Source organism: Streptomyces sp. NRRL S-31, from assembly GCF_000718775.1.
Classification (GTDB): domain Bacteria; phylum Actinomycetota; class Actinomycetes; order Streptomycetales; family Streptomycetaceae; genus Streptomyces.
The window spans coordinates 21,791-45,687 of record NZ_JOCB01000029.1 but is presented as its reverse complement, the minus strand read 5'-3'; the positions used below and the strand labels follow the sequence as shown (position 1 = coordinate 45,687).

18 protein-coding genes are annotated in these 23,897 nt (G+C 72.7%); 4 read left to right on the top strand and 14 right to left on the bottom strand.

Features of this window, described 5'->3' with window-relative positions; all coding sequences use genetic code 11:
• Nucleotides 1–151: 151 nt before the first annotated feature.
• Together IF37_RS0114045 and IF37_RS0114040 are read left to right on the top strand one after the other, a co-directional pair.
• The gene (locus tag IF37_RS0114045; protein WP_030741575.1) at nucleotides 152–829 is read left to right on the top strand and encodes a response regulator transcription factor; all 678 of its coding nucleotides are present in this window, start codon (nucleotides 152–154) and stop codon (nucleotides 827–829) included.
• Nucleotides 830–837: 8 nt separating this feature from the next.
• Nucleotides 838–2,133 carry a cell wall metabolism sensor histidine kinase WalK gene (locus IF37_RS0114040; protein ID WP_030741572.1) on the top strand — a complete coding sequence of 432 codons (1,296 nt, stop codon included), beginning with the start codon at nucleotides 838–840 and terminating at the stop codon, nucleotides 2,131–2,133.
• Between the two features lie 361 nt (nucleotides 2,134–2,494).
• On the opposite strand, the gene IF37_RS0114035 is transcribed toward IF37_RS0114040, so the two are convergent.
• The 4 genes from IF37_RS0114035 to abc-f form a co-directional block, all read right to left on the bottom strand.
• The gene (locus tag IF37_RS0114035) at nucleotides 2,495–3,064 is read right to left on the bottom strand and encodes a hypothetical protein (protein WP_030741562.1); all 570 of its coding nucleotides are present in this window, start codon (nucleotides 3,062–3,064) and stop codon (nucleotides 2,495–2,497) included.
• Between the two features lie 416 nt (nucleotides 3,065–3,480).
• Nucleotides 3,481–4,044 carry an ABATE domain-containing protein gene (locus IF37_RS0114030; protein WP_030741559.1) on the bottom strand — a complete coding sequence of 188 codons (564 nt, stop codon included), beginning with the start codon at nucleotides 4,042–4,044 and terminating at the stop codon, nucleotides 3,481–3,483.
• Between the two features lie 69 nt (nucleotides 4,045–4,113).
• The gene (locus IF37_RS0114025) at nucleotides 4,114–5,832 is read right to left on the bottom strand and encodes an ABC-F family ATP-binding cassette domain-containing protein (RefSeq protein ID WP_030741556.1); all 1,719 of its coding nucleotides are present in this window, start codon (nucleotides 5,830–5,832) and stop codon (nucleotides 4,114–4,116) included.
• A gap of 91 nt (nucleotides 5,833–5,923) precedes the next feature.
• On the bottom strand, nucleotides 5,924–7,558 hold the full coding sequence (gene abc-f, locus IF37_RS0114020) for a ribosomal protection-like ABC-F family protein (RefSeq protein WP_030741553.1): 1,635 nt from the start codon (nucleotides 7,556–7,558) through the stop codon (nucleotides 5,924–5,926).
• 878 nt (nucleotides 7,559–8,436) lie between these two features.
• Here abc-f and IF37_RS0114015 point away from each other — a divergent pair.
• Nucleotides 8,437–9,288 carry an NmrA/HSCARG family protein gene (locus IF37_RS0114015; RefSeq protein WP_030741548.1) on the top strand — a complete coding sequence of 284 codons (852 nt, stop codon included), beginning with the start codon at nucleotides 8,437–8,439 and terminating at the stop codon, nucleotides 9,286–9,288.
• Between the two features lie 75 nt (nucleotides 9,289–9,363).
• On the opposite strand, the gene IF37_RS0114010 is transcribed toward IF37_RS0114015, so the two are convergent.
• Entirely contained in the window at nucleotides 9,364–9,801 is a 438-nt protein-coding gene (locus IF37_RS0114010) for a universal stress protein (protein WP_030741545.1), read from the bottom strand.
• A gap of 101 nt (nucleotides 9,802–9,902) precedes the next feature.
• On the bottom strand, nucleotides 9,903–11,534 hold the full coding sequence (locus IF37_RS0114005; protein WP_037856485.1) for an MFS transporter: 1,632 nt from the start codon (nucleotides 11,532–11,534) through the stop codon (nucleotides 9,903–9,905).
• Nucleotides 11,535–11,770: 236 nt separating this feature from the next.
• On the opposite strand from IF37_RS0114005, the gene IF37_RS0114000 reads away from it, so the two are divergent.
• The gene (locus IF37_RS0114000; protein ID WP_030741539.1) at nucleotides 11,771–12,205 is read left to right on the top strand and encodes a hypothetical protein; all 435 of its coding nucleotides are present in this window, start codon (nucleotides 11,771–11,773) and stop codon (nucleotides 12,203–12,205) included.
• Between the two features lie 79 nt (nucleotides 12,206–12,284).
• Here IF37_RS0114000 and IF37_RS0113995 read toward each other — a convergent pair whose 3' ends face one another.
• The 8 genes from IF37_RS0113995 to IF37_RS0113955 form a co-directional block, all read right to left on the bottom strand.
• Nucleotides 12,285–14,555, bottom strand: a complete 2,271-nt coding sequence (locus IF37_RS0113995; protein ID WP_253915759.1) for a helix-turn-helix domain-containing protein — start codon at nucleotides 14,553–14,555, stop codon at nucleotides 12,285–12,287.
• Nucleotides 14,556–14,624: 69 nt separating this feature from the next.
• Nucleotides 14,625–15,581 (bottom strand): alpha/beta hydrolase, encoded by a 957-nt coding sequence (locus tag IF37_RS0113990; protein WP_030741533.1) that lies wholly within the window; start codon nucleotides 15,579–15,581, stop codon nucleotides 14,625–14,627.
• A gap of 473 nt (nucleotides 15,582–16,054) precedes the next feature.
• A complete protein-coding gene (locus tag IF37_RS0113980) occupies nucleotides 16,055–17,431 on the bottom strand; it encodes a ParB/RepB/Spo0J family partition protein (protein WP_030741529.1) in 1,377 nt (458 codons plus the stop codon).
• Entirely contained in the window at nucleotides 17,428–18,681 is a 1,254-nt protein-coding gene (locus IF37_RS0113975; protein ID WP_030741527.1) for a ParA family protein, read from the bottom strand. The genes IF37_RS0113980 and IF37_RS0113975 overlap by 4 nt, the downstream gene beginning before the upstream one ends.
• 246 nt (nucleotides 18,682–18,927) lie before the next feature.
• The gene (locus IF37_RS0113970) at nucleotides 18,928–19,401 is read right to left on the bottom strand and encodes a nuclear transport factor 2 family protein (protein WP_030741525.1); all 474 of its coding nucleotides are present in this window, start codon (nucleotides 19,399–19,401) and stop codon (nucleotides 18,928–18,930) included.
• Nucleotides 19,402–19,615: 214 nt separating this feature from the next.
• Entirely contained in the window at nucleotides 19,616–21,007 is a 1,392-nt protein-coding gene (gene dacB / locus IF37_RS0113965) for a D-alanyl-D-alanine carboxypeptidase/D-alanyl-D-alanine-endopeptidase (RefSeq protein WP_030741523.1), read from the bottom strand.
• A gap of 145 nt (nucleotides 21,008–21,152) precedes the next feature.
• On the bottom strand, nucleotides 21,153–22,505 hold the full coding sequence (locus IF37_RS0113960) for a hypothetical protein (RefSeq protein ID WP_253915758.1): 1,353 nt from the start codon (nucleotides 22,503–22,505) through the stop codon (nucleotides 21,153–21,155).
• A gap of 25 nt (nucleotides 22,506–22,530) precedes the next feature.
• On the bottom strand, nucleotides 22,531–23,826 hold the full coding sequence (locus IF37_RS0113955; RefSeq protein WP_030741517.1) for an MFS transporter: 1,296 nt from the start codon (nucleotides 23,824–23,826) through the stop codon (nucleotides 22,531–22,533).
• Nucleotides 23,827–23,897: the final 71 nt, after the last annotated feature.

Below are 23,897 nucleotides of genomic sequence, written 5' to 3'. Positions count from 1 at the left end.
ACCCCCGCTGAAGAGCACGGGATGACCGTCCGGAAGGCGTGGACGGCAGGCAGTGTGTCGACGGTCGGCGAGCCACCGGGGGACCGGTTGCCGGGCCCGCCCGCTCCCGTGCTTCAGCGGACGTTCAGCTTGCGCGTGTCATGCTGCTCCCGTGCGCATTCTGGTGGTGGAAGACGATGTCCGGCTCCGTGAACTCCTCAAGGAGGGCCTGGAGCAGGAGGGGTTCACCATCGAGACGGCGGGTGACGGGCCGAGCGGACTGGCACTGGCCCGGTGCACCGAGTACGCGGCGATCCTGCTGGACGTGATGCTGCCCGGGCTGTCCGGATACCAAGTCTGCTCGCGGCTGCGGGAGGCGGGCGTCTGGACGCCGATCCTGATGCTGACGGCCAAGGACGGCGAGTACGACGAGGCCGACGGTCTCGACGTCGGCGCGGACGACTACCTGACCAAGCCGTTCTCCTACGTCGTCCTCATCGCGCGGGTCCGTGCCCTGGTGCGGCGCGGCGGCCTGGACCGGCCTGAGGTGCTCGAACTGGGCGATCTGCGGCTGGAACCGGGGGCTCTGGCCTGTAGCCGGGCCGATGAGAACGTCACCTTGACGGCCAAGGAGTTCGCCGTGCTGGAGTGCCTGGCCCGCCGCGCCGGGCAGGTGGTCTCCAAGACCGAGATCGTGCGCACCGTGTGGGACACCGCCTACGACGGGGACCTGAATCTCGTCGAGGTCTACATCAGGACGCTGCGCCGGAAGATCGACGTGCCGTACGGCCGGCAGGCGATCCGCACGATACGGGGCGCGGGATACCTGCTGGCCCGCGATGGAGGGTGACCCCCGGCATGAGCCCGCTGTCCGGGATGAGTGTCCGCGCCAAGGCCACATGGGCCGCCGCCGGGACCGTCGCCTTCGCGATCGCCCTGTGCATGTCGGCCCTGGTACTGGCCCTGCAACACAACCTGCGCGCCAGCGCGGAGGCGGACGCCGAGCAAGCCGCCGTGAGCATCGAGAACCAACTGACGAGGTCAGAGAAGACGGCGAACGGGGTGGTGGTCGCCGCGCCGGAGGGAGTGACCGTCAAGGATTCCTCGGGGCGAGTGGTCGATTCTATACCCACGACGCCAGGCATCAGGAGGAACGACGGCGACGCCTCCTCCCGCACCGCGATAGGCGAGGCGCCGTACAGCGTGGACGTCACCCCCTTGACCACCGCCCTCGACAACGTCAGCCGGCTGCTGCTGCGCCAGGTCGTCCCCGCGGCCGCCGGGCTCGTGCTGTTCGTGGCCGCCCTCACCTGGCTGCTGGTCGGCCGCGCTCTGCGCCCGGTGGCCGCCATACGCGAGGAGTTCACCGAGATCACCGAGCGCGATCTGCACCGCAGGGTCCCGGTACCCCAGGCGCGTGACGAGATCTTCCGGCTGGCCCGGACGATGAACGCCACGCTGGACCGGCTGTACCGGGCCTTGAACAGGCACCGGCAGTTCGTCGCGGACGCCTCACACGAGCTGCGCAGCCCCATCGCCGCCGTACGGACCCAGCTGGAACTCGCCCTCGCCCGCCCCTCCCGCACGGACTGGCCGACCGTCGTGTACAAGGCCCTCCAGGACACCGAACGTCTCCAGGCCGTCGCCTCCGACCTGCTGCTGCTCGCCCGGCTCGACGCGCGGGAGGCGCCTCCCCGTTCCCCGGTGGACCTCATGGCCCTGGTGGCCGAGGAGGCGCGGCGGCATCCCGGCACCGTGGTGGTGTGCGCCGACCAGCCCGAGGGGAAGGCCCGGCCCGCCGCCGTCGTGCAGGGCAGCCGCGTGCAGCTCTCCCGGCTGCTCACCAACCTCAGCGACAACGCCCGCAGACACACGCGCACGACCGTCGTGATCGCTGTCGCGGCCCGTGACGACATCGTCGAACTCTCCGTGGACGACGACGGTCCCGGCATCCCCGCATCCGATCGCGAACGCGTCTTCGAGCGCTTCACTCGACTGGACGACGCCCGCGCCCGGCAGGACGGCGGCACCGGCCTCGGCCTCGCGATCGCCAAGGACATCGCGCACGCCCACGGCGGGACACTCACCCTCCACACCAGCCCCCTGGGAGGGGTTCGTGCGCTGCTGCGACTGCCACGTCGGGAATCCACATAGGTCCAGCCACCGGATTCCACGCTCACACACGTTTGCTCGGACGGCCGAACACCGTCCGATCGGGGGCGGCTCGATGGGGATACGGTCCGGCGGCCATGAGCTTGCTGTGACGGCCAGACATGTCGGTCACCGTATGGGCGGTCGCCATACATGTGAGCGAACGGCGGGGAGTGCGGCGCCGCGTTGACCAACGGCACCGGCTCTGCGACGGCGTCTCCGCGACGGCGGTCGCGTCGAACGGTGGGCAGGTGTCCCACCCGTCCCAGCTGTCCCACCAGCCCCGCGCGAAGAACCCGCCGTACGGGGCACGTACGGTGTCCGGCGAAGGTTGAACCACGCCGGCGGGACGAGCGGACAGGTGTCAGCCGGCCTCGTCCGCCGTGTCCGAACCCGCCCCCACAAGGGTGTACATGACGGAACGCTGCTGCTTGTGGCGCCGGATGCGCCCCTTGGCCACCAGGGCTTCGAGGGTGTTCCGTACGACCTGCGGTGTGGGGTTGCGGTCCGAGTGCTTCTCCAGGAGTTCCTCCCGCAGCTCCTTCGCCAGGCGCGGCTCGTGGTGGTTCGCGAGCAGGTCCGCCAACAGGTCACCCAGCAGCGGCTGGCGCGACTTCGCCTTCGCACCGGCCTTCGCCGCCCTTGGTTTCGGCGCGGTCCTGCCCGACGCCGCACGCCGCGAGGTGGTCGCGGAGGCGGGCTTCGCCTTCGTGACGGCGGGCTCGTCCTGCATCTGCTCGGGCAGACGTGACGCGTCCGCGAAGCCCTCGTACCGCTCGGCGAGGTTCAGGATGTCTGCCAGAAGGGCTTCCTCCTGCTTCAACACCCTGAGCTTGTCCTCCAGCTCCTGCTGTCGCCGGCGATTCTCCTCCAGGTCCGATGCGGCTTGTTCCACGTACCGCGACCGGAGCGTGGCGGTTGACTGGCTGGTCACAACCGTTCACTCCCTCGATATGAATGATGCTGCGCATGGTACCCACGCCGTAGGGCCCGCGCAGACGAGTGTGGACGCCGGACGGTTCGTCGGCACGTGCACTCCTCACGATAGGCGTGGATGTGCCCGCGTACAGGGGAGTGCGGCTTTTTGCCATGATTTCCGGTAGAGCGGATGCCCGGTGAGCGCCGCGCGATGCCTCTTCGTACGCCCTCTCGCGGGAGACGGCCGGGCAACCGGACACCGCCGCGCCCACACACCACTGCATATGTAGGGGACATACGAGCGGGACATACCCGTCACACGTGTCCGGCCGCCTCGTCACCTGGCGAAGCGGTGACGAGTGGCGACGAGTCGCCGTGACGTGCGCGGGCGGCGCACGCCGATGCGTGCGCCGCCTGGACGGTGTCAGGAGGTCATCGCGCGTGTGCGGCGGACGCGGTCTTCTTCCGTGCGCGGTAGGCGGCGGCCTTGATCTTGTTGCCGCAGGACTCCATGCCGCACCACTGGCGCCGCATGCCCCGCGAGCGGTCGATGTAGACCCGCGTGCACTCCGGGTTGCCGCACTCCTTCAGCAGGGGGACGTCCGGGCCGCTGAGCAGTTCGACGGCCTGGCGCGCGACGGTCGCCAGAGCCTGTCCCGGGGTCGCCTCGTTGTGCCGTCCGGCCGTGGTGAGCTGCGGCGTCACCGGGGTCTTGCGCGCGGCGCCGTTGACCACGGCCAGCGCCTCGCGGTCGAAGTCCTCGCCGAGACGGCGGTTGGTCACGAGGCGGTAGACGGCCTCGCGCAGGGTGATCGCCTCCCGGACGTCCTCCTCGCCTCCGGGTGTGATCATGTCCACGAGTCCGGACTCCAGGTACCAGGCGTTCAGCCGCTCCGGCGTCGCGAACATCTCGAACCGGGCCGAGCGCCGCGCACGGAGGGTGGCCGCGAAGTCGAGGGCGGGGTGTCCGCATACGAAGACATGGTCGAGGTTCACATCACCATTTTGACAGGTGACTGTCGTGGAGGCAAGGAGCGTCACCGTTCCAGGGGGTGCCCGCCCCGTTCAGGCGCGGGAACGGGCCACCGCCGTGTCTCCCCGCTGTCCGGTGTCCGCCTCCAGCCGGACCTCCCGGCCCCGCCACCGTCGCCGCAGCCAGCGGTCGTGGCTGGCGAGCACGATCGCGCCCGGCCCGGTGCCCAGCGCCTCCTCCAGTTCGTCGCACAGCCGTGGGGACAGGTGGTTGGTGGGCTCGTCGAGCAGCAGCAACTGGGGCGGACGGGCCACCAGCAGGGCCAGCGCGAGCCGCCTGCGCTGCCCGACGGACAGCCGGCCGACGGCCATGTCCAGGTCCGCCTCGTGCAGCAGACCGAGCGAGCCCAGCGGCACCCGCTCGGCCCGCGCCGGGCCCAGAGCCAGCGCGTAGGTGTCGCGAACCGTGCGCTCGGGCCGGTCGAAGACGGTGTCCTGGGCGAGCAACCCCACCGTCAGCGGGCGTCGCCGGTGTACCTCGCCCTCGGCCGGCAGCCGTCCGGCGAGTACGGCGAGCAGTGTCGACTTGCCCGCCCCGTTGCCCCCGGTCACCAGCAGCCGGTCGGTCGCCGACACCTCCAGGGCGTCCAGCGCGAGCCGGCCGGGCACCCGCACGTCCCGCAGGGACACCAGCGGCTGCGGGCCCACCTCCCCGCGCGGGACCGGCTCCCCACGCGGGACCGGCTCCCCACGCGGGCCCTCCTCCGTCCGGGCGGCCAGTTCCCCGGCCGCGAACCGCAGTGGGCGCGGCGGTTCGGCGACCCGGGTGCGCTCCAGCTCCTCCAGCCGCCGGGTGGCGTTGCGCACCCGGCGGGAGATCTGGTTCTGCACCCGGCCCGCCCGATGGCCGTAGCCCATCTTCTCGTTGTCGCGCCGCCCCCGGTCCGGCGCGACCAGGTGCGCGGTCACGCCCGCCGTGTGCCGCAGCTCGGCCAGTTCCAGCTGTTCCTCGGCGTACCGCCGCTCCCAGCGTGCCCGCTCCGCGCGCTTCTCGCCCAGGTAGGCGCTGTAGCCGCCGCCGTAGCGGACCGGGCCGTCCACCGCCGGGTCCAGGTCGACCAGGTCGGTGCAGACGGCGTCGAGGAACGCCCGGTCGTGGCTGGCCAGCACCACGGTTCCGGGCAGATCGCGGAGCTGCTCCTCGAGGAAGGCGGCGGCGTCGTCGTCCAGGTGGTTGGTCGGCTCGTCGAGCAGCAGCGCGGAGGGCCGCCTGACGAGCAGCGCCGCCAGGGCGAGCCGACCGCGCTGCCCGCCGGACAGCGAGCCGAGCGCGCGCCCATGGCCGAGGGCGCCGAGGCCCAGCCCGTCCAGGACGAGGGCGGCGCGGCGGTCGGCGTCCCAGGACTCCCGGTCCTGGGCCCGCTCGAGGTGGCGGCCGTAGGCGTCGAGGAGTCCGGGGTGTCCGGGGTCGTCCTCGGGGACACGGGCGAGTTCGGTGCCGAGCCGCTGGAGTTCCGCGAGGTCCTCGCGGGCCTCGCGCAGCGCCTCGTCGAGCACCGCGGTGACGGTCGAGTCGGTGTCGAAGGGCATCTCCTGGTGCAGGAAACCGAGGTCGGCGGGGCGGGTGACGCTTCCCGCGTCGGGTTCGTCCACGCCGGCGAGCACCCGCAGCAGGGTGGACTTGCCGACGCCGTTCTCCCCGATCAGGCCGATGCGGTGGCCGGGGGAGGCGGTCAGGTTGACGCCGTCGAGGACGCGGCGGCCGCCGAGGACGCGGACGATGTCGTGGGCGAGCAGGGCGGGCTGGGGCACGGTCTGGGGCACGGGTGTCCGTCCGGGGTGATCGGTGGTCGGCCCGCCGGGCACAGGGCCTCGGACGCGGGCCACGTCACACGCCGGCGGCTCACACCGCGGGAGCCCCCGTCTCCGTCAGCGCTCCGTCGGCCAGCCGCAGCCATCGGTTCACCCCGATCTCGGCGAGGAACCGCTCGTCGTGGCTGACCACCATGAAGGCGCCCTGGTAGGAGTTGAGCGCACTCTCCAGCTGACCCGCGCTCATCAGGTCGAGGTTGTTGGTGGGCTCGTCGAGCAGGAGCAGGTGGGGAGCCGGTTCGGCGCACAGTACGCAGGCCAGGGTGGCCCGCAGCCGTTCGCCGCCCGAGAGCACCCGGACCGGCAGATGTGCCCGGGCGCCCCGGAAGAGGAAGCGGGCGAGCAGGTTCATCCGCTCCGCCTCGGGCCGCTCGGGGGCGAACGCGGCGAAGTTCTCCGCCACGGTGCGGTCCGGGTCCAGCAGGTCCAGGCGCTGCGAGAGATAGGCGATCCGGCCGTCGTTGCGCTTGATCTCCCCGCTGTCCGGGGTGACGTCACCGGTGATCAGCCGCAGCAGGGTGGTCTTGCCGGCACCGTTGGGCCCGGTCAGCGCGATGCGTTCGGGGCCGCGGACGCCGAGATCGACGCCGCCGTCGGCGAACACGGCCCGGCCGGCGTGGTGCACCTGCATCCCCTCGCCGAGGAAGAGGTTGCGTCCGGCGGGCACCTGGGTGTCGGGCAGTTCCAGGGTGAGGCGCTGCTCGTCGCGCAGCGCGCGTCCGGCCTCGTCGAGGCGTGCCTTGGCCTCGCTGACCCGGGAGGCGTGCAGCTGGCCGGATCTGCCCGCGGCCTCCTGTGCTCCGCGCTTCATGTTGCCGGCGAAGATACGGGGCAGCCCGGCGTTCTTGAGGTTGCGGGCGGCGTTGCTCGCGCGGCGCTCGGCGCGTTCGCGGGCCTGCTGCATCTCCCGCTTCTCGCGCTTGAGTTCCTGCTCGGCGTTGCGGACGTTCTTCTCGGCGACCTCCTGCTCGGCCCGTACGGCTTCCTCGTACTCGGTGAAGTTGCCTCCGAAGAGGCGCAGTTCGTCGCTGCCGAGTTCGGCGATGCGTTCCATCCGGTCGAGCAGCGCGCGGTCGTGGCTGACCAGCAGCAGACAGCCGGTGAAGTCCTGGAGTACGTCGTAGAGCCGGTGCCGGGCCGCCAGGTCGAGGTTGTTGGTGGGTTCGTCGAGCAGCAGCACATCGGGGCGCCTGAGCAGTTGGGCGGCGAGACCGAGGGAGACGACCTGGCCGCCGCTGAGCGTGCTCAGGGCGCGGTCCAGGGTGAGGTCGGTCAGGCCGAGGCGGTCGAGCTGGGCGCGGGTGCGCTCCTCGATGTCCCAGTCGTCGCCGATGGTGGTGAAGTGCTCCTCGCTCACGTCCCCGGACTCGACGGCGTCCAGGGCGCGGATCACCTCGGCGACGCCGAGCACTTCGGCGACGGTGAGGTCCCCGGTCAGGGGGAGGGTCTGCGGGAGGTGGCCCAGTGTTCCGCTGACCGACAACGAGCCGGTGGCGGGCCGTAGTTCACCGGCGATGAGCTTGAGCAGCGTGCTCTTGCCGGAACCGTTGGGCGCGACCAGGCCCGTCCGGCCGGTGGTCACGGTGAAGGACAGGTCGTGGAAGACCGGGGTGTCGTCCGGCCAGGCGAAGGAGAGATGCGAGCAGACGACGGCGGCGTCGGACATGGAGGTGACCTCGAGGTTACTGAGGGCAGGGCTTGGACCTCTGCCCAGGGCAGACGTGGGGAAAGGGGGTACGACGAAACGGACCACGTCGGCGGTGCTCCTGTGCACCGGCCGGTGGCCGTCAGGTCCGGGTCTCACCCGGAGATGTCGTCGTCACCCACCATGTCTGCGACTCCTCGATCACACGATTCGGGTCACGCGCAGCATAGCAAACGGCGGCGGCAGTCCGGGCGGGGCCGGATCGGTTGACAGCCTCCGAGGGCCCTGCCATCACCGTCACCGGTTGAACCGGTGGCGTCCTCGTGCGGGTCGCCGGTTCCGCATAGGTGGGCTCGTCGTTCACACGTCCCGTACGCCCGTCGTACGTCTGATCCGCGCGTGCGCCTGTGCCGTCGTGGCCGTGTGCTCACCTACTTCCGGTGGAGTCCGCGGCGTCGGTCCGCGAGGAGGGCGGCACGGTCCACGGGAGCGGGCTCCTGGGCGGCACGGTCACCGGTGTCCCCGCCTGCTGCGAGATGACCATTGCCCTCACCCACCCGGGCGGCGACGACCACGCCAGGGTGCGGACCTGGCTGCCCGCGAGCGGCTGGAACGGCTGCTTCCAGGCACTGGGCGGCAGCGCCTACGCGGCCGGGGACAACGGCGTCGGTTGCTTCCGCTGCGTCCCGTCGTCCCGGCACCGACCGTCCCGGCGACCATCCTGGCCGTCGTCCCCGGCACCGCGGAGGGGGAAGCGGCATGACAGTGCGCGCACACCATGCGACTCGCAGCGCCCTGCTCCGCCTCTTCGGGTGAACCGTGGCGCGGGTGTGACCTCCGTGGCGGATCATTGCCGTCACCAGTGGGTTGTGAACGCGACGGGCGAAGAGGAGTTTTCGATGGTCGATGCACCGGTTCTGGTACTCGCGGCAACCGGCGGACAGGGCGGGGCCGTGACGGACGCCCTGCTGGACCGCCAGGTCCCCATCCGGGCGATGGTCCGTGACCCGGGCCGGCGAGCAGCGCGCGAACTGGCCGCACAGGGCGTCGAGGTGGTGCCGGGGTCGCTGAGCGATCCCGACTCGCTCGCCGCCGCCATGCGCGGGGTGAGCAGCGTCTTCGCGTTCACCACGCCCTTCGAGGCGGGGATCGAGGCGGAGGTGGCGCAGGGCCGGGCGATCCTGTCCGCCGCGACGCGGGAGCGCGTCCCGCACCTCGTGTTCAGCTCGGTGGCCGGCGCCGACCAGGACAGCGGAGTGCCGCACTTCGAGAGCAAGGCGCGTATCGAGGCCGAGCTGGCCTCCGGTGACGTGCCGTACACGGTCCTGGGGCCGACCTACTTCTTCGACAACGCGCTGGGCGGCCTGGAGCGCATCGCCGAGGGCTTCCTCGACCTGCCGTTGCCCTCCGACCGGCCGTTGCAGCAGCTGGCCCGCGCCGATCTCGGCGCGTTCGCGGCGGAAGTGATGCTCAACCCCGCTTCCTACATCGGGCAGCGCATCGAGCTGGCCAGCGACGCGCCCACTCCCGTGCAGATGGCCGCGTCGCTGAGCAGGGTGCTGGGACTTGAGGTCCGCCACGTGCCGTACCCCTTGGCGGCGGTGGGCAATCCCGACATGCACGCGATGTGGGCGTTCCTCAACGGACCCGGCTACCGCGTCGACATCCCCGCGCTCCACGGTGGTCACCCGGAGGTTCGCTGGACCCGGTTCGAGGACTGGGCCCGGGACACGTGGGCCGGCGTGCGCTGATCGCCCTTCGGGGGAGGGAAGGAACAGGGGTGCGGCCCGCAGACGCGGGCCGCACCCCTGTTTCGCGACCGACGCTCAGCTCTGGTCGTCGGAGTCGTCCGCGGGCGCCAGGAGGACGGCGATACGGCTGCTGTGCACGACGGCGTCGCTGACCCGGGGGTTGAAGAGGGCCTCGAGCGAGCCGCGGTGGTGCGGGCTGAGGATCAGCAGGTCGGCCTGCCACCCCTCGGCGGCGGCGGAGATGGTGGTGGCGATCTGGGTCGTCAGGCCGTTGGCGACGGTGCCCTCGGCCTCGACGCCCGCCTCACGCAGCGAGGTGACGGCCTCGTCGAGGACGGCCTTGGCCTCCGTGTCGTCCTCCAGGGAGACCACCGCGGCGAGCGACGCCGTGGCAGTGGCCATGTGCAGGACGTTGACCTTGGCACCGGCCAGCCGGGCCATGTCACCGGCCAGGCGTACGACGGAGTGGCGGGCGGGGCTGGAATCGACAGCGACGAGAATGCGCTGGAACATTGTTTCTTTCCTTCGTGAGTGTGTATCGAGGGCCGTATCGACATACTGCCGTCGAGGTCGTCCGGGGAACTTGAGGGGTGCGGTTCCGCCGCCCCTGTCCCCTACGTCTGAGTCCGGTGCGCTTCCTGCTGCCCGACGGCGACCACGGGTCCGGCGGTCGCGTCGAAGGCATGGGTCACCTCCGGTGCGGTGCCCTCCATGACGAGCCGGCGCGTCTGCTCCTCGAAGCGGCGGTCGTTGGCCGTGAGCCGGCTGTGGTGCTGGGCCATGTGCTCCGCCCAGGAAGCGACCAGGTAGTTCTCGACGAACCGCTCCGGATCACCGCCGTCCTGGTAGAGACCCCAGGTCAGGGCTCCGGTGCGGCGCCGGGAACGGGCCATTTGCCGCATGCAGTCGGTGAAGGCGGCCCGGTTCTCCGGGGCGATCCGGTACGTCACGGAGACCAGCACCGGGCCGTCGGCCGGCCCGGGTTCGAACACCAGGGGCGGGACGGGCCAGTGGTCGGAGGGGCTCGGGTCGAGCCAGTCGGGCTCGTACATCGGCCAGCGGCGCACACTCAGCGCGCCGCCCACCAGCAGCGCGGCGCCGATCAGAAGGGCGGTGGTCAGCCCCAGCTTCCCGGCCAGCAGCCCCCACAGCGGTGCGGTCAGCGCCTGGCCGCCCTGGAACACCACCAGGTAGATGGCGAGTCCGCGGCCCCGGACCCAGCCGGGCATCCGCTGCTGGACAGCGGCGTTGAGGGCGGACAGCACGCCGATCCAGGCCAGACCCGCGGGCAGCAACGAGACCGCCGCGATCCAGGGCAGCCGGGCCGTGGCCAGCACCACCAGCGTCGCGGCGAAGACCGCCGCCCCGGCGGCGAGGGTGCCGTTGGCACCCAGCCGGCGCCGGATCACGGGCAGGGCGAAGGCGCCGCCCACCGCGCCGACGCCGACCACGCCGAGCAGCAGCCCGTACCCGCCCGACCCGAGGCCCAGGGAACGGCTCGCGACGAGGGGGAGCAGCGACCACAGGGCGGCTCCGCCGGGGATGAACAGGATCGTGCGCAGCATTACCCGGCGGACACCGGGGGCGTGCCAGACGTAACGGCGGCCTGCCTGCACGGCTGCCAGGAGTCCTTCGCTCTGCACAGTGGGCTGGGGCGTCGCCGGCCGGTGCCACAGCAGCAGCACCGCCGCGATGCCCAGGTAGGACAGGGCGTTGAAGGCGAAGACCCAGCCCGCGCCCGCCGCGGCGACCACCGCGCCGCCGAGGGCCGGCCCCACGGCGCGGGCCAGGTTCACGTTCACGGCCCCCAGCGCCGCCGCCTGCCCCAACTGCGCGCGCTCCACCAGTTCCGGCTGGATCGCCTGCCAGGCCGGGCCCATCAGCGCGGTGCCGCAGCCCAGCAGGAAGGTGAGGCCGAGGAGGACCCCCGGGCCGAGCGAGCCCTGGAACGCGAGCACCGTCAGCACGGCGGAGACGCCGAGCATGGCGAACTGGGCGGTCAGGAGCACCCCGCGGCGGTCGTAGCGGTCGGCCAGCACACCGGAAGGCAGGGCGAGCAGGACGACCGGGAGGCTGGAGGCCGTCTGCACGAGCGTCACCAGGGCGTCTCCGTGCCCGACGAGGAGCCACTGGGCGCCGACCGTCTGCATCCAGCTACCGGTGTTGGACACCAGCTGCGCGATCCACAGCGCGCGGAAGACACGCGCCGCGAGAGGAGCCCATGCCGAGTCGGCCGCGAGCTTCATGTGGGGGGTCCTGTTCCAGGCGGGGGCGGAGACCGGCAGGCGGTGGCTCCGCCGCGGCTGCACCGCGTCACGCTATGCCGGACTCTGCCGGTCAGGTGTCCAGTCAGCGCACGGCCGGTTGACCGCCAGCGCACCGCGTGTCCGCGGGGCTCGGTTCGATCCGGGCGGGGACATGTCCGGCCGGGTGATGTGCGGTAAGCCCCGACGCCATTGACGGCCACAGCCCGAGGACCGACATGCAGGTGCACCTGAACCCCCCGCTGGAGCCCGGTAGCGCTCCTCGGCATGCCGCCGCCATCGTCGCGACCGCGGCCGACATCAGTGATGCGGAGCTGGACTACAGTCCCGAGAGCATCGAGCTGGTGGAGGACATCGTCGACGGCTTCCGCGCCGAAGGTGTGACCGGCGAGGACATGGCGGAATCCCTCGTCGCCTTCGGCTGCTACGTCGGCGAGATCCTCACGCGGCACATCGGCGGAGCCTGGGGCTACGCCCCGGCCGCCCACCCCGAGACCGTCCCCCTCGTCGTGCGACTGCCCGACGCACGGGAGTGCCACCCGATCGACTGGGTCTTCGGCCGTCTGGAGTTCGGTGCGGACGTCAGCATCCGCGACCCCTACGCGGCGGCCGACACGGGCGGCGGACCGCCGGACGGGCGGACACCCGCGTAAGCGGCTGAGCGCGCTTCCCGGCACGTGTGCGGGCCACGGGCGGAGGTGGGCGGGAGCGGGCGGGGGTCCGGCGGGGCCGCTACGCCGGGTTCGGGGGAGTGTCCAGGGCCTGGGCGTTGGCCCGCATGCGTGCCGCTCGCGGACTGTTGATCGCGCTCAGCAGGTCGGCCGCCCGCAGCCAGCTCTCCCGGGCGCCCGCACGGTCACCCCGCTCCTGCTGCGCCGTCGCGAGGTGGTCGAGCACCTCGGCCTGGTTGTAGCCGTCGAAGCCCTCCCCGTACAGCCGCAGCGACTCCCGGTAGTCCGCCATCGCGGCGTCGAGGTCGCCGAGGCGCTGCCGGGCGTAGCCCATGGTGTCCCGGGCGGCGGCCTCGATTCGGACGTTGCGGTGCCGCCGCAGCAGGGGAACCGCCTCCTCGCACAGGGCGATCGTCTCCTCGTACCGGCCGAGCAGCGCGAGGTACCAGCCGACCGCGTTCATCTCACGGGCCGCGGCCCCGTCGTCCCCTTCGGCGCGGTAGATCTCCAGCGCCCTGCGGGCATGGTGCAGGGCCTCGGCGTGCCGCTTCTGACGGCCGCGTACCCAGCCGATGCTCCGCTCGGTGGCCGCGCGCTCGACCGGACCCAGCCGGTGCAGCAGTCCGAGCAGCAACTCGACCTGTTGGTCGGCCTCCTCGGTCCGGCCCGTCTCCGCCAGCGCCCGGGCGAGGGAAGCGGAGTTGCGCGCGACGGCGGTCGGTTCGTCCAGCAGCAGGGCCGCCTCCAGGCCGATGCGCTTGGTCTCGATCTCCTCCGTCCAGCGGCCCGTGACCGAGTAGTAGCTGACCCAGTCCTGGGTGTTCACGCGGAACCACAGCAGCCGCGGGTCGTCCAGGGAGCGCAGCGCCGCCGCGACGGTCGACTCCTCCTGGCGGAACCAGTCCAGCGCCCCCTCGCGGGTGTCGAAGGTGATGCGCACCACCCCGTCGGCGGGCGGCTCGGGTGGCTCGGACTCGGCACGGCCCAGGAGCCGGTTGGCCAGGCGGGCGTTGTGGCGCAGGTAGTCCAGCAGCCGGGTCTGGGCGCCGAGCCGGTCGTCCCGCTCCTCCTCGACCAGTTCGGCGCCGTAGGCACGCACCAGGTCGTGCAGGACGTACCGCCCCTCCGCGTCCCGCGACAGCAGGTTCGCCGAGATCAGCTCGCGCAAGTGCCGCCGGGCCTCCGCCATGCCGATGCCCGCGAGCGAGGCGGCGGCCTCCGCCGACACCGACGGCCCCGGGTGCAGGGCCAGGAACCGGAAGAACCGTGCGGTCCCGGGGGTCAGGGCCCGGTACGACCACGAGAACACGGCACGGACGTCGACCCGCCGGTCACCGCTGGACAGGGCGTCCAGTCGCGGCCGGGAGTCGCGCAGTTCGCGCACCACCGGCCCCAGCGGAAGCTGCGGTGAGGCGCTCACCTGGGCGCCCACGATCGCCACCGCCAGCGGCAGGAACCCGCACAGCTCCACCAGTTCCGCCGCCGCCCGGGGCTCCGCCCGGCACCGCTCCTCGCCGATCCGGGCCGCGAGCGCCGCCAGCGCCTCCTCGCGCGTCCACACGTCCAGGCCGACCAGGGTGGCGCCCTCGGTCACGGCCAGACCGGACAGCTGACTGCGCGAGGTGATGATGGTCAGACACCCCGTCGACGCCGGCAGCAGCGGCCTGACCTGCTCCTCGTCGCGCGCGTTGTCGAGTACGACGATCAGCCGCCGGGACGCCGTCCGCTCCCGGAACAGCGCCGACCGCTCCTCCAGCCCGCGCGGCACCGAGGAACTGGGCACCCCGAGCGCCTCGAGGAACCCGGCGAGGGCGTCCCCGGGACTCAGGGGACGCCCCGAGTCCTCGAAGCCGCGCAGGTTCACGTACAGCTGGCCGTCGGGGAACCGGTCCGCCTCCTGGTGGGCCCAGTGCACGGCGAGCGCCGTCTTGCCGACCCCCGCCATGCCGCCGATCGCGGAGATGACGACGTGTGCGCCGTGCCCGGCGACGTGTGAGGTGATCCGGTGGACGGCCGCGAGCGCCTCCGTCCGGCCGCGGAACGTGGCGAGGTCCGGCGGCAGTTGCCGGGGGGCGCGCTCCGTACGGCGCATCGACGCCTCGACGAACCGGCGCCGCTCCTGCTCGTCCAGCTCCAGGGCGTCCATCAGCTCGCTCAGCGTCGCCTGCCGCGGCAGGCTCTGTCCGCGTTCCATGTTGCTGATGGCCCGCACACTCACCCCGGACGCCTCGGCCAGGCTCTCCAGCGTCAGCAGCGAACGCTGCCGTGCCGCGCGCAGCAGCCGGCCGAACTCCGCCTTGTCCATTCCCACCCCCAGTTCGGGAACGGTCATTAAAGCAAGGGGCGGGGAGGGCCCGGGGCGGCAGGCCGTCCGATGAGACGGCCCTGTTCGGAAGGCGGGTCACCCGGCCGTCGCCGGCCGGCCCGGGGCAGTGAGGCGGGTGGTGAGGTGGGTGGTGAAGAAGTCGGCGAGCCGGTCGATGGCGGGGCCGACGTACTCCTCCTTGTCGTAGAGGTCGACGTGGCTGGCGCCCGCGATCCGGTGTACTTCACTGGGGCCGGTGGCGCGCTGGTGCGCCTCCACGGCCATCCAGGCGGTAACGGCGCGCTCGCCGATGATCTGGAGCAGCGGGCGGGGGCCGATCAGCGGGACGGCGAAGAAGGCGTCGTAGCCCGCGAGCCTGTCGACGCTCTCCCAGGCCAGGAACCGCGCGGACCGCTCGTGCCCGCCGCGCGGGGTGCGGTAGTACTCGAAGCCCTCGGCGCCGTGTTCGCCGCCGAGCGCGGCCGCCTGCTCGGCGGTGGGCGGGAAGACCTCCATCGCGCCGGGGTCCTCGCCGCGGGCGGCGGCGGTCCGGGCCCGGGCGGCGGAGTCCAGCAGGGACTGGAAGACGGCGGGGTCCTGGGTGCCGTCGGCGCCCAGGCGGAACTGGCGGGAGGGGTCGGCGGTGCTCACGGTGGCCACGGCCCTGACCCGGTGGTCGCCGCCGGCGGCGGCCAGCGAGTAGCCGCCCGAGGCGCAGATGCCGAGCAGACCGATCCGCTCCGCGTCGACCTCCGGGCGGGTGGTCAGGTAGGACACGGCGGCCTTGAAGTCCTCCACGCGCTGCGCGGGGTCCTCCAGACCGCGCGGCAGACCGCCCGAGGCGCCCTGGTGGGCGGCGTCGAAGGCGAGGGCGACGAAGCCGCGCTCGGCCATCCGCCGCGCGTACGTGCCGGACGTCTGCTCCTTCACCCCCGTCCCAGGGTGACCGACGACCAGCGCCGGACGCGGGCCGGACGCCGGGGTGTCGGGGGTGTGGAGGTGGGCGGCGATCTCGATACCGGCGCTGTGGAAGGTGACGTTGGTCCGGCCCATGAGGGCACTCCTGCGGAGACGGTCGAAGCGGTGGTGGCGCACCCGGGGCGGCGGGCCCCCGTGGGCCGCGTCCTGCCGGGAACACATCCACCGTCCCCCGGATGACGCCGGGGCGGGAGAGACAGGTTCCTGCCGGGGAAAGAACCTTCCCCCCTTGGGTCCGGCGTCCCGGCGGCAGCCGCCTTTCCGGCAGCCGCCTTTCCGGACAGCCGCACGTGTGTGCGATGACATATGCACGGTGGCCGACGTTCGTCCTCGTACGCGTGTCGACGGGTGTGACTCCTCACGGGAAGCACGGTGATCGACCGACGCCCGCCGCTGCGGACCGGCGGCGCCGCGGCGGACCCCGATCCGACCGCGGGTGTCACCCGCACCCTGCTGCTTCAGGAGCACCCCTCGCCACACGTCATACGTGCGTACGGCAGGGCCCCGCTCCGGAGGGTGGGGGAGCGGGGCGGACCGTGGCGCACGGGTCAGTCGACCTGAGCGGTGGTCTGGTCGACGAGGCGCCGCGCGAGCGCGCCCAGCCGGGCGGGGTCGCGCTGGAGTGCCCTGACGCTCAGGAAGTCGACGAGGTCGAAGAACGTGTCGTCGCTCTCGATCTTCCGGTCCAGCAGGATCGCGAGGGATCCGGGCTCGTCGTAGGGCAGGGTCCGGGCGGGTTTTCCGTTCGCGGCCGTCGCCGGGGCGGGGTCGGAGGGCACGGCGGCCGTCCGCGGCGGGGCGATCGGCTGGACCGGTTCCGACGGCGCCGGGGACGGCACGGCGGGTGACGCGGCCGGTGGTACGGCGGGTGACGCCGTGGACGCGGCCCCGCTGACCGCCTCCACCTCCACCTCCACCTCCACCTCAGGCTCCGGCTCCGGCACCGGCATCAGGTCCGGCTCCGGGTCGGCGGTGTCCGTCCGGGCCGGTGGTGGTGCCTGGACCGGGATGTCGGTGTCCGCCTGGACGGGCGGCGCCTGGGCCGGTACGGCCGGCGGTTCGTCACGCACCGGTGCCGGCCCGGCCGCGGTGGCCGGTACGGCACCGGTGCCGCCCGCGTCGTCGTCCTCCACCGGACCGGTGCCGGTTCCGAGGTCCGTGCCGAGGTCGGCCGCCGTCGGTTCCGGCTGGCGAGCGGCCTTGCGGGCCGCCTTCTCCGCGTCCCGGCGGGCGCGTTCGGCCTTGAGCGCCTCGAGCGCCGCCATCTGCTGGTCGGCCGGCTTGTTGCCGACGGCGCGCAGCAGGTCGATGGGCTCCCGGCCGATCAGCGCCTGGAGTTCGGGCGTGAGCGTGAGCAGCGCCAGCCGTTGCGACACCCAGCCCTGGGAGCGGTGCAGCCGCTTGGCCAGGGCGGTCTGGCTGCCGTGGATGGCGAGCAGCCGCTGGAGGGCCCGGGCCTCGTCGAGTTCCTCCAGGTCCTGCCGGTGGATGTTGGCGACCAGCGCGGACTCCAGGAGCTCCTCCGAGGTGCTGCCCTGGTCGTCGCTCACCATGACCTTGATGGTGGCCAGGCCGGCTTCGCGGGCGGCGGCCAGTCGGCTGCTGCCGTCGATCACGACGTGGGTGGTGTTCGGCTCCAGGTCGCCCGCGCGGTCCGGGTTGGCCGCGAGATAGGCGTCGCGGTTCATGACCGTGATGGCCTGCTTCTGGCCGTGGGTGCTCAGGCTGCCGGTGAGGTCGGTCAGGTCGCCCAGCTGCGAGCGGGGGTTGTCGGGGTTGGGGCTGATCCGGCCCACGGGCAGTTCGCCGGGCGGAGCCACGCCGTCGGTCGGCACACCGGTCGCGGCGGCCACGGCCTGCCGGCGCGCGCTGACGGGCCGGGCGCCGCCGAAGCGTCCGGCGCCCAGCTGGTCGGCCTTGCTCATGAGATCTCCCGGGCCAGTGCGCGCATCCCGATGGCCTGCTGCGACTTGGGGGCATAGGCCAGCAGGGGCTGTTTCATGCGGACCGCTTCCTTCTGTTCCTTCAGGTCGCCGATGAGCCCCACCACCCGCGGATCCTTTATGTCGACCCAGCCCTGGAGCGAGGAGGTGGCGATGTAACCGCGGCGCGAGTCGTAGAGGTTGACGACGATACCGAGGTAGTCGATGTCGATCTGGAGGTCGTCGCGCAGGTCGTAGATCTGCGTGGTGAGCAGTTCGTAGGCGTCGGCCGAACTGTCCTCGGCCTGTACGACGATGAGCGCGCCGGACTGACCGGGCTTCTCGCCGTCGCGGCGCCTGCCGTAGTAGGCGGCGGCGTCCATGCTGAGGCCGAGGCTGGGCGGGCAGTCGACGATGATGACGTCGTAGTCCTGCTCGAGCGGGGTCAGGGCCCGTTCCAGCGCGGCCTCACGGGCCCGTACGGCAGACAGCCGCACGTCGAGGAGGAAGGCGTCGTTGCAGGCGGGCAGCAGGTGCAGTCGGTCGCCGAAGGTCTCCTCGGCGATGGGCACGACCAGGTCGCGCAGGTCGCCCTTGGGATCGCCCGCCATGTGGTTGGTGAGGCTGTCACCGTTCATCGGCAGGGGAGCGGCGCCGAGCTGGTTGGTGAGGTGGCACTGGGGGTCGAAGTCCACGAGCAGGACACGCATGCCCAGGCCGGGCAGGCTCTCGACCTCCAGGGGCTCGTCCACGGCGTCCTCGGATTCGCTGGCCCGCAGGGCCTTGGCGAGCGCCTTCGACACGCGTACGGAGTGCAGCGCGTTGGAGGATTCGGCGAGCGCCTCGCCGACACCGGCCGTGATGGCGGTCTTGCCCACGCCGCCCTTCTGGTTGCAGACGATGATGCGGCGGGTGACGCTGGGCCGCGCGACGTCCGGCGCCGGGTTGGAGTCGAGCCACAGCGTGACGGACTGGGCGAGCCCCTGGATGAGGGAGACGCTGCGGTCCGCCGCCACCTTCCGGAAGGTCTCCCACTGCCCGGGCGGCAGGAAGGTGGAGAAGGAGTCGGCGCCCGCGGTGTCGACGGGTTCGGTGGCCGAGGCGAGCGCACACCAGTCCCTGATGCCCTGTTCGACGGCGGCCTGGATCTCGATGCCGTGCTGGGCGGCTCTGACTTTCAGGTCCTGCCGGAGCCGGCCCGGCAGCTTGGAGACGACCTTGTCGCGGTCGCCGGAAGAGGCTGGAGAACTCATGGAGGTACCTTACTAACGCTTGTGATCCTTTGGGTCGCCGACACGTTAGTTAAGCCGACCATCGGACGATCCGCGTCTCCCGGGGGTGCGGGTGGGCCCGTCGTCCGCACGTCATCTCCCGGCATGTGCAGGGGAGTTCGGCGGTGCGCGGGCCGGCGAGCCGCCTCCGGCCGCCACCCCGGCGGATCACCCGCGCGGCGACACGCGCAGCACAATGGGGCGGGGCGGTACGGCGCGGGCGGAGCGCTACCGCCGCTCGGGAGCCAGGCGCAGGTGCCGGCTCACATCGCCGACCAGGTTGATGCGGACCCGCCGCGCCGTGAACCGCCACTCCCCGTCCCGGCGATCGAAGCGGTCGTGGTAGCGGCCGGCGGCGATGGGCCGCAGCGGCAGACCGGGCAGTGCCTGCAACACGGTGACGTACGAACGCGCGACCGCCGTGCCCGCCTCCTCGTCGACCTCGATGGCGACGTTGGTGGTGACGTGCTGGGTGCGCGGTGTGCCGTCGTCGTGGAGGATCACGGTGTCCCGGTACATCCGCTCGATCGCCTCCCGCCCGTGCACCGGCCCGCCGCTGCCCGTGAACGTGGCGTCGGCGAGCAGGGCGCCGAGTCCCGCGAAATCACCGTCGTCCACCAGCTCGGCGTACCGGGCGATCAGGTTCTCGACGGCCCGGTGGCTCGGCATCGGGCCGTGGGTCGTACGGGTGGGTGTGGACATGGGGGTTCTCCTCCCGGGCGGGCCGGGGCAGGCGGACCGGGCGGTCCGCGGCGCGCTGCTCCCGGCACCGCGGTGAAGGCCGCGGACGGACCCGTTGTGACACGCAGCTTGCCACGCCGGTCACACCTGTTGAGCGCGGTTCAACCGGTCCCGGGGTGGAGGGCGCCGTCCGGCCTCACGAGCGGACGGCGCCCCGGGCGGTCGCCCTACGCCCCTATGCCCAGCAGCCGTTCACGGTCGCGGCCAGGCCGTCCATCGCGTCCTTGATGTCGCCGGGGGCGGCCGTCGAGCCGTTCTCGATGAAGGAGAACACCCGCCACTCGCCGTCCTCGCTCCGGGTCAGACCGCTCAGGGCGATGGCACCGGTGAGGGTGCCGGTCTTCGCCCGCACCTTGCCCACCGCGCACCGGGAGTTCGGGTCGTCGAACCGGCCCCACTCCGGGCCCAGGGTGCTGCCCGCCTCACCGGCGACCGGCAGGCCGTCCAGGATGGAGCCCAGGAGCCGCGCGTGGCGGGGCTCGGTGAGCAGTTCGAGGATCTGCGCGAGGGTGGCCGCCGGGATGCGGTCGGTGCGGGACAGCCCGCTGCCGTCGTGGATCACGAAGTTCTGGAGGGAGACGCCGTAGCGCCGGCTGAGCACCTGGCGTACGACCTCGGTGCCGCCCTCGAAGGTGGCGGGCCGTCCCGCTCCCAGGGCCGTGGTCCGCAGCAGGGTCTCGGCGATGTTGTTGTCGCTGGTCTTGAGCATCTTCCTGACGATGTCCGCCAGCGGTGCCGAGCTGTGGTGCGCGAGCGGCGTATCGGTGCGCCGTGCCGCGCCGCGCGTGACGTCGCCGTCGACGGTGATGCCGTTCTCGGCGAGCAGCCCGGCGAAGGTCTGCCCGGCGTCGATGGAGGTGTCCTGGACACCACGGCCGTCGACGACGAGGGCCCGGACCGGGGCGACGCTGTCCGGGTAGTAGCCCTCGTTCCAGCCGTCGGCCAGGGTCGGTTCGGGGAAGAGGCTGTCGTCCACGGCGACCTTCACCGTGCTCAGGCCCGCCTCCTTCAGCCCGGCGACCGCCGTCTTCGCCAGCTCGGCCAGGCCGTCGCTGCCGAGGGTGCGGTCGCCGCCTCCGACGAGGGTCAGGGTGCCGTCGCCGTAGACGACCCCGGTGGTGAACCGGTGCTCGGGGCCCAGCACGGTCAGGGCGGCGGTCGCCGTGGCCAGCTTGACGTTGGAGGCCGGCATCAGCGCGGTGGAGCCGTTGTGGTCCCAGACGGTGCTGCCGGAGTCGGCGTCGAGGACCACGCCGCCCACGTCGGAACCGAGCCGCTGGTCGAGCACCCGGGCGTCCAGGTTCGCGACCAGCTGCTGGTCGCCCGGGCCGGCCGGATACGTGTGGCCGGACGCGCCGACGCCGGCCGCTGCCGTGGTGCCGGTGCCGGTGCCGGTGCCGGCGGCGAAGGCCGAGGGTGCGGCCAGCGCGGCCGAGACGACGGGAACCGCCAACGCCAGTACGACGCTGCGCCGGAGACCCGCGCGGCTCCGCCCCACCCTTCGGTTCCGGGGCTGTCCGGCCGGGACGAAGGAACCGGTGCGCGTTTCCGCTGCGATATCGTTCATGAAATCCAAGTCCGAGTACGGATACATGTGAAGTGATCCGGCGCGACACTACTCTGTCGCTCGCCTGTTCCAGGCCGCTTTCGTCGCCCGCCCGCACCCGTTCGTGCCGAGTCGGCCCGAACGGACGGTCCGTGCGCCCACCGTCTCACCAGAACTGCCGGAGGTTGAAGCTGCGCAGGGAGACGTGGCTCGCGGGCTCGGTCGAACTCCGGGCGTAGAGCAGGGGCATCGCCGTCCGGGGCGAGCCGTACGCCGCGCTCCACGCCAGCCACTGGTACTCGTCCCACCCCCGCTCCATCCCGATGCCGACGCCGTCCTTGCGCAGGGTGGTCAGCGCCAGCCGGTGGTGGAAGGCGACGTCGTAGCGGGCCCGGACCTCAAGCGGTTGCCGCTGGTGCCGGTCGAACCAGCGCAGCGCCGACACACCGCGCTCGCTGGGATGTTCGGAGTCCTTGTGCAGTCTGAGCAGACGGTCGATGTCGAGCGGCTCGTCCCGCATGAACCGTGCCATCTTCCCCTTGGCCGCCTCGACGGCCCGGTCCAGCGTGCCCCCGCCGCGCCACAGCGGCTCGGCCGGCGGACCGGACCAGTCGGCGCCGAACACCTCGTCCATGTCCCGCTCGACCGCCTCGCTGAAGGGGTCGAGCGGGGTGAACCGGAAGTCCGTGGCAGAGACGGCGTCGTGCCGCGCCAGCAGCGAACGTATGTCGTCCGCGTGCTGGTCGACGACGCGCAGCAGGTGCTCCACCCGGCCCTCGGCCGCGTACCGGGTGAAGACGATGGAGTTCACCGTGGCGGCGGCCCGGTCGGTCGCCGTCTGCTGGGACACGTTGACCGTCCGCTTGCGCGCGAGCGAGTTGTCCAGCAGCGCCGCGACGAACGCCACCATGCGGCTCGACCCCGACGGGCTGACGTGCTCGGGCAGGACCGGGTCGCTCACCCCCGCCCGGTGCGCGCACAGACCGATCTCCACGTCGAGGGCCGGCCGGTCCGTCAGCAGCACCGAGAGGAAGCGCGCACCCTCCAGGTAGCGGTTCGACTCCGGGTTGAACGTCTCGCTCCGCCGGCTGAAGCGGAACCCGGCGACCATGGTGGGGACCAGCGCCAGCAGGCGCGGCACGGTCAAGGCACTCCGGTCGGCCTTCGACAGCCGGTCCAGCAGTTCCCTCGCCTTGATGATCTCCTGCCGCGCGGCGACCTGACCGCTGCCGGCGTAGATCGCCGCGCCGATCGCCGCCTCCCACCGGCGGGGCCGCTTGAGCGCCAGCGGATGGATGCCCGCCATCTCGTCCGGCGAAGGGAGCTGTACGTCGACCGCCTCAGCGGCCCTGCGGACGCCGCACAGCTCCGCCAGCTCCCGCACGCCGAGCCTCATACCGTTGTAGCGGCTGAGCGCCTGGGACCTGGAGTAGTCCCAGAACGTCACCTCATCGGCCGTCGCACCGGCCGTCGCATCGGCCATCTTCTCGGTCTTCCTCTCGTCTCTCCGGCTCGTCATCCCGTACGTCCTCCCTTACGTGCCCTCACTTCCCGGGGCCGGTGCCGGAGCCGTCCCCGTCCGGGAGCACCCGGCCGACGGCGCGGCGGACGGCGGCCAGCGCGACGGCGGCCGACAGCCCGCCGACGGCCAGCAGGGCCCACGGCCACCAGGGGCCCAGCGTCAGCGCCCCGGTCAGCAGCCACGGGGCGAGCGCGGAGCCGACCCCCCAGGACAGCTGGTGCAGGCCCAGGTGTCTGCCGGGCCGGTCGGCGGGGGCCATGCGGACGGCCACCGCGTCGCTGGTCGGGGCGTGCATCAGCTCCGCCGCCGTGAACACCAGCACCGCTGCCGCGAGCAGCGGCAGCACCGCCGTACCCGGCAGCCCGCTCACCGCGCCGAACAGCACGGCCGCCGCGGACCACAGCACGGCCGCCCACTGGAGGGTGCGCAGGTACTCGCGCCGTTCCACGTGCCGCACCACCAGCGTCTGACCCGCCGTCACCAGCATGGTGTTCAGCGCGAACACCGCGCCGACCACCCAGGAGGGCTGGTGGAGCTGCTGGACGACGTAGAGCGGCACGAGCACCGGGAGCGCCACGCAGACCAGCACCAGCAGCGTGTTGGCCGCCACCATGGTGACGTACGCGCCGTCGGGCCGGGGCGCGGCCGGACGGGCCCCGGGCGCCACCGGCGCCGGGTCGGGGGAGGGGCGCCCGGCGGCGGTCGGCAGCAGGGCGATCAGGACCGTGGCGAGGGCGTAGCTGACCGCGTTCCCCGCCATCAGCAGCCGCAGCCCGGTCAGGCCGGACCCCGCCAGGAAGCCCGCCGCGAGCCCGCCGGCCGCCAGCCCGACGTTGCGCAGGGTGCGTTCGAGGCCGTACCAGCGGAGCAGCTCACCGGGCGGGCAACGGCGGGCGAGGAACGCCCGGTTGGCGGGCCAGAACAGGTTGTCCCCCAGCGCGGCGAGCGTGGCCAGGGCCAGTACGGCCGGCGGCGAGCCGGCCGTCAGGTAGCCGAGGAACGCCGTCGCGCGCAGTACGTGGGCCGCCTGGACCAGCCGGCCCGGGCCCCACCGGTCGATCAGCGGCCCGGACAGCGGTCCCGCGGCCAGGGCGGCGGCCCCGGCCACCGTCAGCACCGTACCGGCGGTGGCCGCCGTCAGGTGGTCCTGCCGGGTCAGGTAGAGCAGCAGGAAGGGCACGGCGAGGCCGCTGCCCGCGCTGTCGATCACCACGGCGGCCAGCAGGAGCCGCTGCCCGCTCAGCCGGGGCAGTCCGAGCGCCGTGCTCAGCCGGCCCGGCCGGGGCGGTGCCGATGGTGCCGATGGTGCCGTGCTCATCGCTGTGCGGCCTCCGGGCGGTGCCCGGACCCGCCGGTCCGGCGGATCACGCGCAGGACGGCATGACCGCT

Bases quoted from the DNA above. Each gene is read 5' to 3' on its own strand.
- IF37_RS0114040 (WP_030741572.1), top strand. From the start codon at position 838: ATGAGCCCGCTGTCCGGGATGAGTGTCCGCGCCAAGGCCACATGGGCC.
- abc-f (WP_030741553.1), bottom strand. From the start codon at position 7,558: ATGTCCGACGCCGCCGTCGTCTGCTCGCATCTCTCCTTCGCCTGGCCG.
- IF37_RS0114015 (WP_030741548.1), top strand. From the start codon at position 8,437: ATGGTCGATGCACCGGTTCTGGTACTCGCGGCAACCGGCGGACAGGGC.
- IF37_RS0114010 (WP_030741545.1), bottom strand. From the start codon at position 9,801: ATGTTCCAGCGCATTCTCGTCGCTGTCGATTCCAGCCCCGCCCGCCAC.
- IF37_RS0114005 (WP_037856485.1), bottom strand. From the start codon at position 11,534: ATGAAGCTCGCGGCCGACTCGGCATGGGCTCCTCTCGCGGCGCGTGTC.
- IF37_RS0114000 (WP_030741539.1), top strand. From the start codon at position 11,771: ATGCAGGTGCACCTGAACCCCCCGCTGGAGCCCGGTAGCGCTCCTCGG.
- IF37_RS0113995 (WP_253915759.1), bottom strand. From the start codon at position 14,555: ATGACCGTTCCCGAACTGGGGGTGGGAATGGACAAGGCGGAGTTCGGC.
- IF37_RS0113990 (WP_030741533.1), bottom strand. From the start codon at position 15,581: ATGGGCCGGACCAACGTCACCTTCCACAGCGCCGGTATCGAGATCGCC.
- IF37_RS0113980 (WP_030741529.1), bottom strand. From the start codon at position 17,431: ATGAGCAAGGCCGACCAGCTGGGCGCCGGACGCTTCGGCGGCGCCCGG.
- IF37_RS0113975 (WP_030741527.1), bottom strand. From the start codon at position 18,681: ATGAGTTCTCCAGCCTCTTCCGGCGACCGCGACAAGGTCGTCTCCAAG.
- IF37_RS0113970 (WP_030741525.1), bottom strand. From the start codon at position 19,401: ATGTCCACACCCACCCGTACGACCCACGGCCCGATGCCGAGCCACCGG.
- dacB (WP_030741523.1), bottom strand. From the start codon at position 21,007: ATGAACGATATCGCAGCGGAAACGCGCACCGGTTCCTTCGTCCCGGCC.
- IF37_RS0113960 (WP_253915758.1), bottom strand. From the start codon at position 22,505: ATGACGAGCCGGAGAGACGAGAGGAAGACCGAGAAGATGGCCGATGCG.
- IF37_RS0113955 (WP_030741517.1), bottom strand. From the start codon at position 23,826: ATGAGCACGGCACCATCGGCACCATCGGCACCGCCCCGGCCGGGCCGG.